Origin of the sequence: Acinetobacter sp. NIPH 817, from assembly GCF_000368405.1 — a bacterium.
Taxonomy (GTDB): domain Bacteria; phylum Pseudomonadota; class Gammaproteobacteria; order Pseudomonadales; family Moraxellaceae; genus Acinetobacter.
Genome location: NZ_KB849420.1, coordinates 352,508 through 367,142, shown reverse-complemented (window position 1 = coordinate 367,142; position 14,635 = coordinate 352,508). Strand labels below are relative to the sequence as shown.

General features: G+C 38.0%; 14 protein-coding genes. 7 read left to right on the top strand and 7 right to left on the bottom strand.

The features are described from left to right. Positions 1-109: 109 nt before the first annotated feature. Complete coding sequence (locus F968_RS05325; protein WP_004791014.1) at positions 110-721, top strand: septal ring lytic transglycosylase RlpA family protein; 612 nt, start codon at positions 110-112, stop codon at positions 719-721. A gap of 570 nt (positions 722-1,291) precedes the next feature. Beyond that, a complete protein-coding gene (locus F968_RS05315) occupies positions 1,292-1,741 on the top strand; it encodes an Mpo1 family 2-hydroxy fatty acid dioxygenase (RefSeq protein WP_004791012.1) in 450 nt (149 codons plus the stop codon). 43 nt (positions 1,742-1,784) lie between these two features. On the opposite strand, the gene F968_RS05310 is transcribed toward F968_RS05315, so the two are convergent. The 6 genes from F968_RS05310 to rpsB form a co-directional block, all read right to left on the bottom strand. Continuing rightward, entirely contained in the window at positions 1,785-2,102 is a 318-nt protein-coding gene (locus F968_RS05310) for an AzlD domain-containing protein (RefSeq protein WP_004791010.1), read from the bottom strand. Position 2,103: 1 nt separating this feature from the next. Continuing rightward, complete coding sequence (locus F968_RS05305; RefSeq protein ID WP_004791007.1) at positions 2,104-2,820, bottom strand: AzlC family ABC transporter permease; 717 nt, start codon at positions 2,818-2,820, stop codon at positions 2,104-2,106. Between the two features lie 93 nt (positions 2,821-2,913). Further along, the gene (locus F968_RS05300) at positions 2,914-3,738 is read right to left on the bottom strand and encodes an AraC family transcriptional regulator (RefSeq protein ID WP_004791005.1); all 825 of its coding nucleotides are present in this window, start codon (positions 3,736-3,738) and stop codon (positions 2,914-2,916) included. 104 nt (positions 3,739-3,842) lie between these two features. After that, positions 3,843-4,328, bottom strand: a complete 486-nt coding sequence (locus tag F968_RS05295; RefSeq protein ID WP_004791003.1) for a DUF3465 domain-containing protein — start codon at positions 4,326-4,328, stop codon at positions 3,843-3,845. Positions 4,329-4,393: 65 nt separating this feature from the next. Beyond that, complete coding sequence (gene tsf / locus F968_RS05290) at positions 4,394-5,269, bottom strand: translation elongation factor Ts (RefSeq protein WP_004791001.1); 876 nt, start codon at positions 5,267-5,269, stop codon at positions 4,394-4,396. Positions 5,270-5,406: 137 nt separating this feature from the next. Then, on the bottom strand, positions 5,407-6,159 hold the full coding sequence (rpsB, locus tag F968_RS05285; RefSeq protein WP_002118204.1) for a 30S ribosomal protein S2: 753 nt from the start codon (positions 6,157-6,159) through the stop codon (positions 5,407-5,409). 210 nt (positions 6,160-6,369) lie between these two features. On the opposite strand from rpsB, the gene map reads away from it, so the two are divergent. The 4 genes from map (at position 6,370) to F968_RS05265 (ending at position 11,651) form a co-directional block, all read left to right on the top strand. Further along, positions 6,370-7,194, top strand: coding sequence for a type I methionyl aminopeptidase (gene map / locus F968_RS05280; protein WP_004790999.1), 825 nt, complete (start codon positions 6,370-6,372; stop codon positions 7,192-7,194). Positions 7,195-7,401: 207 nt separating this feature from the next. Continuing rightward, positions 7,402-8,520, top strand: a complete 1,119-nt coding sequence (locus F968_RS05275) for an OmpW/AlkL family protein (RefSeq protein ID WP_004790997.1) — start codon at positions 7,402-7,404, stop codon at positions 8,518-8,520. A gap of 397 nt (positions 8,521-8,917) precedes the next feature. After that, entirely contained in the window at positions 8,918-10,264 is a 1,347-nt protein-coding gene (locus tag F968_RS05270) for an MFS transporter (RefSeq protein ID WP_004790995.1), read from the top strand. Between the two features lie 172 nt (positions 10,265-10,436). Next, on the top strand, positions 10,437-11,651 hold the full coding sequence (locus tag F968_RS05265) for an MFS transporter (RefSeq protein WP_004790994.1): 1,215 nt from the start codon (positions 10,437-10,439) through the stop codon (positions 11,649-11,651). 243 nt (positions 11,652-11,894) lie between these two features. Here F968_RS05265 and sthA read toward each other — a convergent pair whose 3' ends face one another. Continuing rightward, positions 11,895-13,307 (bottom strand): Si-specific NAD(P)(+) transhydrogenase, encoded by a 1,413-nt coding sequence (gene sthA, locus F968_RS05255; RefSeq protein WP_004790990.1) that lies wholly within the window; start codon positions 13,305-13,307, stop codon positions 11,895-11,897. A 196-nt stretch (positions 13,308-13,503) separates the two neighbouring features. Here sthA and lipA point away from each other — a divergent pair, with 196 nt between their 5' ends. After that, a complete protein-coding gene (lipA, locus tag F968_RS05250; RefSeq protein ID WP_004790988.1) occupies positions 13,504-14,517 on the top strand; it encodes a lipoyl synthase in 1,014 nt (337 codons plus the stop codon). Positions 14,518-14,635 lie beyond the last annotated feature (118 nt).

The window sequence follows — 14,635 nt, the reverse complement described above, 5'->3', positions numbered from 1 at the left end:
TTATCCACCCCAATGTAGCAATTGCAAAAGTGAATAATAAGACATGTTCACTTTAAATTTCAGTCAATCGCTGAAAGAAAAAAGTACATGTTCTCAGGAGTTTATACAAATGCAGTTATCGCTGAAATACGTTCTTGCACTGACGGCTAGTTTAAGCATAGCCCCATTGCACGCTGAAATGGTGCAATCTTCATCATTAAATAGCGATGTAGATGGTTCTAATTTAGCAGCACGTGTATTGAGTAAAGATACTCAAAATTTTAATTCTCGTTTTTCTAACATTAACAGTCTTTCAATCACTGAACGTTCTGGCGATCAAATCCGTCGTCAAGCGATCGCAGCAAAAATTGAAATCCCTGAAGATGAGCCTTCAGTGATTGAAAAACTTAACACAGTAGCTTCAAACACTGTTCGTAAGTTTAGCCAAACTGGTATGGCTTCATGGTATGGTCGTCAATTCCATGGTCGCAAAACAGCAAGTGGTGACACATTCGATATGAATGCGCTTACTGCTGCTCACCGTAGCCTACCGTTGAACTGTTACATTCGAGTAACGAATAAAGACAATGGCAAAAGTGTGGTTGTAAAAGTAAATGACCGTGGTCCTTTCCATGGCAATCGTGTACTTGACCTATCTTACGGTGCAGCTAAACGTCTTGGTATTACCAATGCTGGAACTGCAAAAGTAAATATTGAGCGCGTTGATGGTCCAACTTCATAAGTTATAGACTCTAGAGCTCATGTAAAAAGCCGCAATTTTTCTGCGGCTTTTTTATTTTTTCAACTATAAAAATAATTCCTAACTGAGGGTAAAAAAATTAGCTTTTTTAGCTCTTCTTCAACCCCAGTTTTGGATATTCTTTGAACAAAAAATTGCTTTTATTTTATCAAAGTCTATTTTGCCTCTAAATTGCGCTTAGAGCGACTTTAATAAATTTGCGCTACCCTAGTACCATTTTTCTAAAATAAGGGCTATTTATGGCGTTTTTAGAGTAGATGAGTAGAGCTTTTTCACACAATTTTCCCACCCATCTCAAAATTACAATTTTTTTGGTGTTTTCATCATTGAGCAACACAGAAAAAATATTATGAAATATTGCACCCTTTTTTGAGTTCGAATGGACTATTGTTTCAATCATTGCCATATTATTTTTTCACCTACCCGCTCCAAAGTTTTTACTACCAAGTTGCTATAGTTGAATAGTGTTGGTTTCTTGTCGAATTCCTCCAGAACAGGCTAAAATATATCCAGAAAAAATAAATCAAAGTAAAAACAAGGAGTGTGCCATTAATGAAATCCGTTACAGAATGGTTTGACGAATATAGCGAAAGCCATCAAAATCCAACTAACAAACAAATTCACTGGCTCTGCGTTCCTGCCATTTTATTTTCTATTATTGGAATCATTGCCCATTTCAGCACTTTACTAACTGCTCTACTACTTGTACTCACTTTAGTATTTTATGCCCGTTTAGATCTTGTACTTGCTGTTGCTATGGCAGCTTTACTTGTTGTTATGGCGTGGCTCATTTACACCCTACCTGTAGGAGTAGGATTTTATATTGCTATTTTTGTAATTGCTTGGATCGGACAGTTCTATGGCCATAAAGTTGAGGGTAAAAAACCATCTTTCTTTAAAGATTTACAATTTTTACTCATTGGCCCGGTCTGGTGTATGGATGCTTATCTAGGAAAAATCTTACCTAAATGGAAAAGTAGACAAAAACACGCTATATCCTAATTTTTCAATCAAAGCTGGATCATCTCGATTCAGCTTTTACATTTTAGTAATTTATTAGAAAATTTATAAAATAGAAAAAAACCAAACTAGCAATAACACTTAAAAGCACTTTCTTCAGATAAAAGGCAATCACAATACAAAAGATTGCTGCATAAACATAAGGATTATCAATAATTCCTTTTAAATTATCGTCATCAAAAAAAACAACTGGAATACAAATTGCTGTTAATAAACAAGGTGCAGAATAATTAAGCATCTTATTCATAATAAGCGGCAATTTAATTTTAACGTTAGGTTCTAAAAAATAATAACGATTAAAAAAGACGATTGCTGCCAAACCTAAAATCATAAACCAAGACATATTATTGCTCCTTACCTATTTTTTCAGTTAACACAGCAACCAACATCCCGATTAATCCTGAAAGTAAAATTGCCCCTTCAACTTGATACAATTTAAAGAAAAATCCACTGAAACAAGTCATTAGTACACCAGCAATTACAGGCGCCCCATTGCATAGCGGCACGATCATGGCAATAAAAATAGCCACAATTGAAAAATCTAAATGATAATTTAGTAAATCTGGAATCACTGTTGCCAAAAGTATTCCAACCAAGCTAAAAACTACCCAGAATAAATAAAAAGACAGACCTGCACCTAACAGATATTCTGGCTGTCTTTTTTCACCAGATGCACACACCGCAAATAATTCATCTGTTAATAAAAAACCTAAACTTAACCGTTTCGAAAGAGACAAAGCAGAAATGTCATTTCTTAAAGTTAATGCATAAATAAAATGCTGAGCCGTTAAAAAGAAAATCGTCACATAAATTGTAAAAGTAGATGCCCCTTCTATTACCATGCTTAAACTAACTAATTGAGCTGCTCCAGCAAAAACAATTCCCGACATCGCAAGGGCTTTATAAAAAGATAAACCTGCATGAATTGCCATAGAGCCAGCCAAGATTGCCCAAGGAATAACAGAAATTGACAAAGGCAAAATATCCATTGCCCCACGTAAAAAAAGATAGGATGGCTTATTTTTTGGAAACCTCACCAACTGATGAAGCTGAATATTCATATATAAAATCCAAGATAAAAGATCTCTCTATAAAATGCGTAATGAGAGTTGATTTATATTGAATAAAATTGCTGTAAATAAATTTTTAATAATCTAGTTATTTAGGCTAACTACATATTGAGTAGGCGTCACTCCCATTGCTTTTTTAAAGTGACGATTAAAATGGCTTTGATCAGAAAAACCACATTGCTGTGCCACCATCGCAATTTGGTCACCCTGTTTTAATAATTGTCTTGCTTTTTGTAAGCGTGCTTGAACAAGCCAAGCATGAGGTGGCAAGCCCACATATTTTTTAAATTGTCTTAAGAAGTGCCATGCGCTTAGACCCACCATATCAGCCAGATCTTGCAAAGAAAAATTCGTTTCAGGCATTTCTATTAGTAATTCTTTAACTCTTAATATTTTTGAATATGCTTCTGGCAACTCACAAAAAGTATGATTTGATTTACCATGTCGCTTCATTAGACAGGCTAAAGTTGATAAATACATTGTTTCTTTAAGTAAAAAATTATCTTTTTGTTCTAATAAATCAAAGAGTAAACAAAGTTGTTGAGCCAGACCTAAGTCATGAATGACAGCTTGAGGAAACCATGGAGCTCCGCGTGAATTTTCAAAAAAATCTTGGCTGACTTCTGCCAACATTTCAGGTGTAGGATAAATTGCCCGATATCGCCAACCTGATTCAACAGCAGATGAGCCCGTATGAATTTCGTCAGCATTTACTAAAATAATATCGCCTTTGGGAGCTACATGTAGTTGGCCCGTCCTAAAAAAAGACTGTGCTCCCTCTTCAATTACACCAATACAATACCCTTCATGAGTATGCTTCGAAAATTGTGTTTGGTGATAATGTGCTTTTAGTAACTCTAAACCGCCCAGCTCTCGCACATGCAGATAATCGGCTTGCTCCCGCTGCATAAATACGTCTCATCTATTCAATAAAAAAACCATAGCATGTTTTAAGAAACTGAATAGAATAAAATTGCTCTATAAAAACAATCTCTTTATTTGTTTATTCGGCTTTATTGGTAGATTTGCCCATCATGTTTGAGCCAACCGCTTTCATGACGATTTTGTGGATCACGATGTGTCCAGTGCAATACACCGCCTTTTGGGTTATATTCATATTCACCGTAAAACTCTACCGCATCACCTTTTTTCAAATTAGGAATTTTAGGTGCTAAATCAATATTATGTGCGACTAAAATTGAAAGGCCATTTTTTAGTACAAGAATAAATTTCTGGTGTCTCGACCCATCATTATCATCTCTTAAAATTGCTTTTACTCGGCCACTTCCCTGCACTTGAACATTACTTTGTCTCTGCTCATAAGCAGCTTTTATTGTATCCGCCCCATTATTTGAAAGTGTAGTTTCAGTATGCTGAGCTTCGGGTATGACTAATGATGGCGATTGATTTTGCTTATGCCCAGATAAATCCAGACCAAAATATGCAGCAATCAATAAAATTATGACACCACCAATACTGAGATTTTTTTTATTTGTCATTTTCTATCCTTAATTTAACTGAGATAAAAAAAGCCCCAATGGGGCTTTTTTTATTGTGATACGAATTACTTCGCAGCAGCTTGAGCAGCAGCAACTTCTTCAGCGAAGCTCATTTCTGCTTTTTTCTCAATACCTTCACCAACTTCGAAACGTACGAAGTTAGCAACAGTAGTACCAGTTGCTTTTAATACATCAGCAACTTTTTTGTCGTTGTCAATTACGTACATTTGACGATCAAGAGCAACTTCGTTCAAGTATTTATCAACTGAACCAGTTACCATTTTCTCAACGATGTTAGCTGGCTTACCAGACTCTAACGCTTTCGCTTCAGCAATTTCTTTTTCTTTAGCGATAAGGTCAGCAGGAACAGCTTCAGCATTTACAGCTACTGGGTTGAATGCAGCAACGTGCATTGCAATACCTTTACCAGTATCAGCATCACCAGTATAAGAAACTACAACACCGATTTTTAAACCGTGTTTGTAGATAGCCAAGTTTTCGCCTTCAACGATTTTCGCACGACGAACTTGGATGTTTTCACCGATTTTTTGAACAAGCGCAATACGAGCTTCTTCAACTGTTTGACCGTCTGCTAATTTTAATTCAGCGATTTTAGCAGCATCAGTTTCACCAGCAGCTAAAGCAGCAGTAGCAACAGCTTTAGAGAAGTTAGAGAAGTTTTCGTCTTTAGCAACGAAGTCAGTTTGACAGTTAACTTCAACTAGGATTGCTTTGTTGCCTTCTTGAACGATTGTGATTGCACCGTCAGCAGCAATGTTACCAGCTTTTTTAGCAGCTTTAGCTTGACCAGATTTACGAAGGTTATCAATAGCAAGCTCGATGTCACCGTTCGCTTCTGTTAATGCTTTTTTGCATTCCATCATTGCAAGACCAGTACGGTCACGTAATTCTTTTACCATGCTTGCAGTAATTGCAGTCATGTTGATCTCCTAAAATCGGTAGAAAATAAATCTTTTCAACAAAAACGGCCCAAAGAAACTCTGGGCCGTTTGCACTCTCGACGCTTAATTTGCCACCATTACATGTCGCAAAAATGACAAGCCTGCGTCAAAACGCATTAAGCCTCAGAAGCGTCTTTCGCAGCGTCATCGCCTTTTGCTTGAGCGTTCGCTTGAGATTGAGCGTATTCTTTACCAGCAAGAATTGCGTCAGCCATAGCTGAAGCATATAGAGTTACTGCACGGATCGCATCGTCGTTACCCGGAATAACGTAATCAACGTTGTCTGGGTTAGAGTTTGTATCAACGATACCGATAACAGGAATACCTAAGTTCTTCGCTTCTTTGATTGCAATCGCTTCGTGATCAACGTCGATTACAAATAATGCGTCAGGTAAACCACCCATGTTTTTAACGCCGCCTAAAGAACGCTCAAGTTTTTCCATCTCACGAGCACGTTCTAAAGCTTCACGTTTAGTAAGCTTAGCAAAAGTACCGTCTTGAGATTGAGTTTGAAGATCTTTTAAACGGTTGATAGATTGGCGAAGTGTTTTCCAGTTCGTCAACATACCACCTAACCAACGGTGGTCTACATATGGTTGACCAGCGCGTTGAGCTTGTTCACGGATGATGTTAGAAGCAGCACGTTTTGTACCAACGAACAAAACTTTGTTCTTTTTGCTTGCTAATTGGTTAGCGAAGTTCAAAGCATCATTTAACGCAGGAACAGTGTGCTCAAGGTTGATGATGTGAATTTTGTTGCGCGCGCCAAAAATGTATTGACGCATTTTTGGGTTCCAGAAACGAGTTTGGTGACCAAAGTGCGCACCTGCTTGAAGAAGGTCGCGCATGCTTACGTTGTAATCTGCCATTTTCTTTACCTTAAAAGTTGGGTTAGGCCTCCATATATCCGCATTCTCCACCCTTTTACAGGCACCCAGAGTAATGTGACGATATATGTGCGGATTTTTTACTCCACCTATCAAATTTGTTCGTAAAAGATATTCACGAAAAGCATTTGATAAAATGGGCGGCTATTTATACCATAGACACTTGTAAATTACCAAAAGTTTTTAGAGATCATGAACAGTACTTATACAGCTCCACGTCGATTAATCAAAACTCCAGATGAAATTGAAAAAATGCGCATTGCAGGACGACTGGCGGCTGAAGTTCTAGAGATGATCAAGCCGTATATCAAGGCGGGTGTAAGTACACTTGAACTTGATACCATTTGCCGTAATCACATTGAAAATGTACAACATGCTATTCCTGCCTGTGTCGGCTATGGTGGCGCTCCTGGACGCCCTGCTTTTCAGCACTCTATTTGTACTTCGGTTAACCATGTTGTCTGCCATGGCATTCCTTCTGAAAATAAAACGTTAAAAAACGGCGATATTTTAAATATTGATGTGACTGTAATTAAAGATGGTTATCACGGCGATACAAACATGATGTATATCGTCGGTGGTGAGACGTCTATTTTAGCCAATCGTCTATGTAAAGTTGCTCAAGAAGCGATGTATCGAGGTATGGCAACTGTTAAAGATGGTTCATATTTAGGTGACATTGGTCATGCAATCCAGAAATATGTCGAATCAGAACGTTTTAGTGTAGTACGTGAATATTGTGGCCACGGTATTGGTACCGTTTTCCATGATGAACCTCAAGTATTACATTATGGTCAAGCTGGAACAGGTATGCGTCTGGAAGCTGGTATGACTTTTACTATTGAACCTATGGTAAATGCTGGCGTATGGCAAACTAAACTATTAGGCGATAAATGGACTGTTGTAACGAAAGACCACAAACTTTCAGCTCAATATGAACATACTATTTTAGTGACTCAAACAGGCATTGAAGTTTTAACTGCACGCCCTGAAGAGGACTTATCTCGCTTCAACTAATAGTTTAACAAACTTAAATAAAAGGCTACTTTATGTAGCCTTTTATTTTTTATTTTGTACTTTTTATTAATAAAACTTTCCAAATATAAACAAATATTTCAAAAAAATTACAATTATTAATTTTTAATAAACAATCATTTTAATAAAACGCGGTATGGTTGGCTCAATAAAAATCAGTAAACAAATGTTCGGACATGGAGTCCTTTTATGATGAAAAAGTCATTATTTTGTATGACAGCTGCCTTTTTTGCCCTGCCAACAATCACTAACGCCGCTTCGCCATATTTTAGTTTAAAAGATGGTGATGGTTTCAAACGTTTTTCAGTCTCTGCTGGCTGGTTACATGCAATGCCTCAAGGCTCAGGAAACCCTGTCAATATCAATACTAGCGTTGCAGAAGGTACAACATCTAAAGTTGGAGATGTATCTACAAAAGCAGTTTTAGATGCAATCGACCAAAGCAAAACTTCAGGAAAATTCTGGTATAGCACTATTGGTCTTCTTGATAAGTTTACAGATACTCTTCCCTCTTCACTTGCAGGTACAGCAGAAGTTAATGGTCTTTCTCAATGGGAACAACAAGGTTCTGGCTTAGAAGCTAGTGATGTTGATACTGTTGGTCTTATGTTTAACTACAACTTTACGGACAATTTATCTTTAGAAATTAAAGGTGGTATTCCCCCTAAAGTAGATATTAATGGAAAAGGTAATATTTACGCTCCTCTTTCTGGAAAAGCGACTCCATTAAAAGATGGGTCTTCGATTGGAGAAATCATAGGAGGTGGAATTTCCGAGGCAGGTGGAGATATTCCTTTAAAACAAGACCTTCATATTACTGATCTTTCTCAGGGAGGCAAAGCTGCGACCGCACGCGCATGGTTACCAGCCGTTGAACTACATTATCAATTTGGTAAAACAGGTGTAAATAAGTTCCGTCCTTATATCGGAGCTGGCGTGATGTATGCATACTTTAATGATTTAAAAATGAATTCCGGTATTGAAGCTGATTTAATTCAAGCGGGCCACATGATCCAGAATATCCATGATGGTAAAGCTGGGGCAGCATTAGATCGCAAAACATCATCAGCAAATCCTATCGTGAAACTAGAAGCGACCGATACTTTTGCACCTATTGTAACTTTAGGTGCAACTTACGACTTCAACCCAAATTGGTTTGCTGTTGGTTCAGTTTCTTATTCCAAAATGAATAGTGAAGCAAAAATCTATGTAACTGACCAAAATACAGGTAAAGAGCTAATTAAAGCGAATACCAAAATTGATATTGACCCACTCATTTCATATGTTGGTGTTGGTTACCGCTTCTAACCCCGCATAAAGCTATAAAAACTTATGCACGTTTTTATAGCTTTCTTTCTATCTACATTTTGCTTCTTTTTAAATCAAAATGCTAAAAAAATGAGCATTTTTTATAAAAAATACAGATATAAAAAACCTTTTCAATTTTTTATTAATACCCTCTTATTTTTTCCAATTTTTTTATTATTTTATATTCACAAACTAACTCAATAAAATTAGAAAGTAATTTTTCCTTTTTAGTAAAATTCATTTTTTGGCACAAGCTTTGCTTTATTCATTGCATGATGAATCAATGATGATTCAATGAATAAACAAAGACGGCCAACGATGTCCGCTCTGATCAGTCTGCAGATAGGCAATAAATTGCCATGCAAATTAAATTTCGTTCAGTTCAGAGGGACGGCGTATGTCTTCAAATATCCAATTAGATGCAAAAAAAGCAACTGAAATCAAATTATTTAGTTTTTCAACTCCAGCAATGCGTGCCTTCCACATGACATGGCTCGCTTTCTTCGTATGTTTCTTTGCATGGTTTGCGTGTGCACCACTAATGCCCGTCATTAAAGGGGAATTTGGCTTAACAAAAGACCAAATTGCTAATATTAATATTGCTGCTGTTGCTATTACTATTTTAGTGCGGCTTATTGTCGGACCACTCTGCGACAAATATGGTCCACGTATTACGTATACCACCCTCCTATTAGTTGGCAGCATTCCAGTATTTGGTGTAGCTGCTGCCAATAGCTATGAATCTTTTCTATTCTTTCGCTTACTTATCGGGGCGATTGGGGCAAGCTTCGTCATTACTCAATACCATACAAGTGTCATGTTTGCACCTAACGTTGTAGGAACAGCAAATGCGGCAACGGCTGGCTGGGGAAATGCTGGTGGTGGAGCAACACAAGCTTTAATGCCTTTATTGCTCGGTGCAATTGTGATGTTTGGTGTTGAACAAACCATGGGATGGCGCGTGGCATTAATCGTACCTGGCGTAATGATGGTTATTGTTGGCATTCTTTACTGGAAATTAACTCAAGACTGTCCTCAAGGGAACTTTAAAGAAGTTCGCGCACAAGGTATTGAAGTCGGAAGTGGTAAAAAAGGTGGTACTGCCATTTTAATGCAAGCCGCTCGCAACTATCGTGTCTGGATTTTATTTTTGGCATATGGTGCAAGTTTTGGTATTGAGATTTTTATCCATAACGTTGCAGCAATGTACTATGTTGATCAGTTCAAAATGGATTTAAAAACCGCTGGTCTAACCGCCGGAATCTTTGGTCTCTTAGCATTATTTGCTCGTGCACTAGGCGGTATCATTTCCGATAAAGTCGCACTCAAAAAAGGTTTAGATGGCCGTACTAAAGTGCTTGTACTCATGATTTTGGGTGAAGGCTTATTCTTAATCCTCTTCTCGCAAATGAATGCTGTTGCGCTCGCAATTATTTCCATGACTATTTTTGCATTGTTTACGCATATGGCATGTGGAGCAACTTACGCTCTCGTACCCTTTATCGATCGTACTGCATTAGGTGGAGTCGCAGGAATTATTGGTGCGGGTGGTAATGTTGGCGCTGTGGCAGCAGGTTTCCTACTCAAAGGTTTACTTGATGTCCAAACTTGCCTGTTTATTTTAGGCGGTCTGGTAATGGTCGCAGGATGTAGCGTAATTTTGATTCGCTTCACAACTGAACATAAAGAAAAAGAACAAGTTCTTTTTGAGCAAGCATTACTTGAACGTAATTCCACAGCTTAATTTTTATAAGAAGCAGAGATCAAAATGGTGTCTGCTTCTTCAAATTTCTTATCATAAAATATTAACATTAGTCACTTTTTAATTCTTCTTAAATATTCTTGCCATCTATATCGATATTCCTCGATATATCTTCTACAATAAATGACCACATTATTATAATTTTCCATTAATCATGACTAAAACTGCTCACAACTTTTCCCAGCCACTTATCTATATGCTGATTGGTAGTGCCCTTATTTTGGCTCTTTCTTTAGGCGTTAGGCATGGTTTTGGACTGTATTTGGTCCCAATGAGCCATGAATTTGGTTGGGGACAGCATGTTTTTAGTCTCGCAATTGCGATGCAAAACTTAATCTGGGGAGCTGTGCAGCCTTTTACTGGTGCAATCGCAGATAAATATGGCAGTAAAATTGTAGTTGCTGTTGGCGGATTGCTTTACGCCCTCGGCTTACTCTTAATGGCTTTTAGCTCAAGCATCTTAATCTTAAATTTAAGCCTAGGATTGATTATTGGCCTAGCTTTATCAGCCACCTCTTTTACAGTTTTACTTAGTGCAGTAGGTCGAGCGGCACCTCCAGAAAAAAGAAGTATGGCAATGGGGATTGCCAGTGCAGCAGGTTCTTTCGGTCAGTTTATTATGTTGCCATCTACCCTTCTCTTACTCAAAAATGTTGGATGGTCAGCCGCCCTAATGGTCAGTGCACTACTAATTGCTCTTATTATTCCTCTTGCATGGATGTTAAAAGGACCAAGCAATCAAACACCAAAAGCAATTGCACAACCTCAGCTTACATTTAAACAAGTACTGAATATTGCCAGAAAACATAAACCCTTTTGGTGGTTAGCTTTAGGTTTCTTAGTGTGTGGATTCCAAGTTGTTTTCTTAGGTGTACATTTACCCGGCTATTTAATCGACCACGGCTTTGATGCAGCTACAGGAACTGTGTTTCTAGCCCTAGTTGGACTATTTAATATTGTGGGGACTTATGGTGCTGGTTGGTTAGGAGATCGCTTCTCAAAACCTAAATTATTAATGGCACTTTACGGCAGCCGTGGCATCGCGATCATTGCCTTTCTGTTATTACCTTTAAGCATTTATACGGTATATGCTTTTGGAATTATTATGGGCCTTTTATGGCTCTCTACTGTTCCGCTCACCAACGGTATTGTGGCAAATATGTTTGGCGTTAAATATCTTTCAATGCTCAGCGGCATTGTGTTTTTCACTCATCAAGTCGGTTCTTTCTTTGGCGGTTGGCTTGGCGGTGTTAACCATGACTTAACAGGTAATTACAATGCAATTTGGCTATGCTCTATTGCATTGAGTATATTAGGTGTAATCGTACACTTCTTTGTGAATGAGGAGGCTGTTATTCATGATGCATAATGCCTTACTTTTGAAAACAATTATGACTTTTATCTTAATCACGCTTTTGGTGCTTTCTATAATTTTATGGAAACAAACACCAGATTTATTTGAATATTTTAACCAAGCATTTTGTCCACACTAGTAGGATGAAAAGCTAGAATCATCCTTTGGATTGTCATAAAAATATAAAAAACTTATGGTCTAATGAAAATAAAAAAGCCCGCAGATTTGCGGGCTTTTTTATTAAAAACTTATTTAAAATCAAAACAAACGATTCATACCATTAAGTGCAGCTACACGATATGCTTCAGCCATTGTTGGATAGTTAAATGTCGTTTCAACGAAATATTTCAATGTATTATTTGGGCTGTGCATAACTGCTTGCCCAATGTGGATAATTTCGGCAGCATTATTACCAAAACAGTGAATACCTAAAATTTCCATAGTGTCGCGGTGGAAAAGAATTTTTAATTCACCTACTGTATCGCCCGTAATTTGTGCACGAGCTAAGTGACGGAAAGAAGCTTGACCCACTTCATACGGAATTTTCTCTTCCGTTAATTCCTGTTCATTTTTACCAATTGATGAGATTTCCGGAATAGTATAAATACCAGTTGGAATGTCTCGTACTGGTTTAGCATCTTCACCACTCATGTTTGCGCCAGCACAGCGCCCTTGGTCATAAGCAGCAGAAGCAAGTGATGGCCAACCAATTACATCACCAGCAGCATAAATGTTTTCAACTTCAGTTTGATATTGATCATTTACAGAAAGCTGACCACGGTTGTTTGGAACTAGTCCAACGTTCTCAAGACCTAAGCCTTCTGTGTTACCTGAGCGACCATTACACCAAAGAATGGCATCGGCTTTAATCTTTTTACCACTTTGTAAGTGTAAAACAACATGATCATCAAACGTTTCAAGATGATCCATTTGTTCATTGTGGCGAATCAATACACCTTGTTCACGTAAGTGATAAGACAAAGCATCCGCAATTTCATCATCTAGATAACTTAATAGTTTTTGCTGAGTATTGATCAAGTCAACTTTATGATCTAGACCAATAAAGATTGAGGCATATTCACAGCCAATAACGCCCGCGCCGTAAATAATGATTTTTTGAATTGAATAATCAAGATCAAGAATCTTGTCCGAATCAAATACGCGAGGATGATCAAAGTCGAGACCTTGTGGATGATAAGGACGACTACCTGTCGCAATCACGATTTGCTTACAGATAATTGTCTCTTTAATGCCTTCGTGGCTAAAAACTAAGACTGTATTTTTATCTTGAATATATGCACGACCATGGAAGACACCAATCTTGTTACGGTCATAAAAACGTGTATGTGTATCAACCTGTTGTTGAATCACTTTGTGTGCATTACGCAAAACCTGTTTCATGGTGAACTGTTTCCATTCACCTACTTTTTGAAACATTGGATCACGCTGATAGCGAATAATACTAGAAACTGTTTGACGTAATGCTTTACTTGGAATCGTTCCTACGTGTGCACAGTTACCACCAAGTTGATCACGCACATCTACAATTGCAACACGCTTACCAGCTTTTGAAAGCTTCATTGCCGCGCCTTCACCCGCAGGTCCAGAACCGAGAACTACCGCATCGTATTTAACGAAATTCCCACTAACGACCTCTTTTTTACGTGGCATTGAAAGCTCCTTCCTCTCTTGAATGACCATATTTTATAATAGATTATGACTAATATGCGGTGAATTTATGTATTTCTCAACCCTATATTTCTGAATAGCCACATTTATTATATGAATAGTTATTTTCCGCTATTAACTGAAGAACTTCGCTATAATACAATGTCAATGTCTCTATAAACGAGTGGAAAAGTTAGATATGTCAGAACACCGTAAACCTGAACAGGGTGTAAAACTTCGTGGCGCAGAAAAAGTCGCAAGAATTCCTGTAAAAGTTGTACCTACGGTTGAAGTGCCGCGTAAACCTGACTGGATTCGTGTCAAGATGACGGCACCAGAAGAAGTTCAGCGTATTAAAACGACTTTACGTGCTCAAAAACTCCATACCGTTTGTGAAGAAGCTGCTTGCCCAAACCTCCCAGAATGTTTTGGTGGTGGTACAGCAACATTCATGATTATGGGCGATATTTGTACACGCCGTTGTCCTTTCTGTGATGTAGCACATGGTCGTCCAAATGCACTCGATGCTGACGAACCTCGTCACATGGCAGAAACCATTTCTAACCTGAAACTCAAGTATGCAGTAATTACTTCAGTTGACCGTGATGACTTACTTGACGGCGGTGCACAACACTTTGTGGACTGTATTAAAGAAGCTCGCGCGCTTAGCCCAACGACATTGCTTGAGATTTTAGTACCAGATTTCCGTGGACGTATGGATATTGCTTTACGCATTATGACTGAATGTCCGCCAGACGTATTTAACCATAACATCGAGACTGTGCCTCGTCTATATAAAGCAATGCGTCCAGGTTCAGACTATCAACACTCTTTAACCTTATTAAAAATGTTTAAAGAATACTGTCCAGATATCCCAACAAAATGTGGTTTGATGGTCGGTATTGGTGAAACTGAAGAAGAAGTTATTGCATTGCTTGATGACTTACGTGCTCACGATGTTGACTATGTGACGATTGGTCAATATTTACAGCCATCTAAACAACATGCGCCAATCGACCGCTTTGTAACGCCAGAAGAGTTTGAACGTTATGCAGAGCATGGTCGTAAACTTGGCTTTAGAAATATCTGGTCTGCACCAATGGTTCGTTCTAGTTATTTTGCTGATCGTCAATACCACGGTGAACCAGTACCAGAAGTTCGTCGTAAAGTAGATCCAGCTAAGAAAATCGCTGTTCAAACCGTCGAAGCTTAATAAATTAAATATCTATAAAAAGCCCTCTAACCCAGAGGGCTTTTTATTTGTATAAGAAAATCAATAACATTTCTTGACAAATCGATAAAACAAGCCATTACACTTTCACTGAAAAATA

Bases quoted from the DNA above. Each gene is read 5' to 3' on its own strand.
- F968_RS05325 (WP_004791014.1), top strand. From the start codon at position 110: ATGCAGTTATCGCTGAAATACGTTCTTGCACTGACGGCTAGTTTAAGC.
- F968_RS05315 (WP_004791012.1), top strand. From the start codon at position 1,292: ATGAAATCCGTTACAGAATGGTTTGACGAATATAGCGAAAGCCATCAA.
- F968_RS05310 (WP_004791010.1), bottom strand. From the start codon at position 2,102: ATGTCTTGGTTTATGATTTTAGGTTTGGCAGCAATCGTCTTTTTTAAT.
- F968_RS05305 (WP_004791007.1), bottom strand. From the start codon at position 2,820: ATGAATATTCAGCTTCATCAGTTGGTGAGGTTTCCAAAAAATAAGCCA.
- F968_RS05300 (WP_004791005.1), bottom strand. From the start codon at position 3,738: ATGCAGCGGGAGCAAGCCGATTATCTGCATGTGCGAGAGCTGGGCGGT.
- F968_RS05295 (WP_004791003.1), bottom strand. From the start codon at position 4,328: ATGACAAATAAAAAAAATCTCAGTATTGGTGGTGTCATAATTTTATTG.
- tsf (WP_004791001.1), bottom strand. From the start codon at position 5,269: ATGACTGCAATTACTGCAAGCATGGTAAAAGAATTACGTGACCGTACT.
- rpsB (WP_002118204.1), bottom strand. From the start codon at position 6,159: ATGGCAGATTACAACGTAAGCATGCGCGACCTTCTTCAAGCAGGTGCG.
- map (WP_004790999.1), top strand. From the start codon at position 6,370: ATGAACAGTACTTATACAGCTCCACGTCGATTAATCAAAACTCCAGAT.
- F968_RS05275 (WP_004790997.1), top strand. From the start codon at position 7,402: ATGATGAAAAAGTCATTATTTTGTATGACAGCTGCCTTTTTTGCCCTG.
- F968_RS05270 (WP_004790995.1), top strand. From the start codon at position 8,918: ATGTCTTCAAATATCCAATTAGATGCAAAAAAAGCAACTGAAATCAAA.
- F968_RS05265 (WP_004790994.1), top strand. From the start codon at position 10,437: ATGACTAAAACTGCTCACAACTTTTCCCAGCCACTTATCTATATGCTG.
- sthA (WP_004790990.1), bottom strand. From the start codon at position 13,307: ATGCCACGTAAAAAAGAGGTCGTTAGTGGGAATTTCGTTAAATACGAT.
- lipA (WP_004790988.1), top strand. From the start codon at position 13,504: ATGTCAGAACACCGTAAACCTGAACAGGGTGTAAAACTTCGTGGCGCA.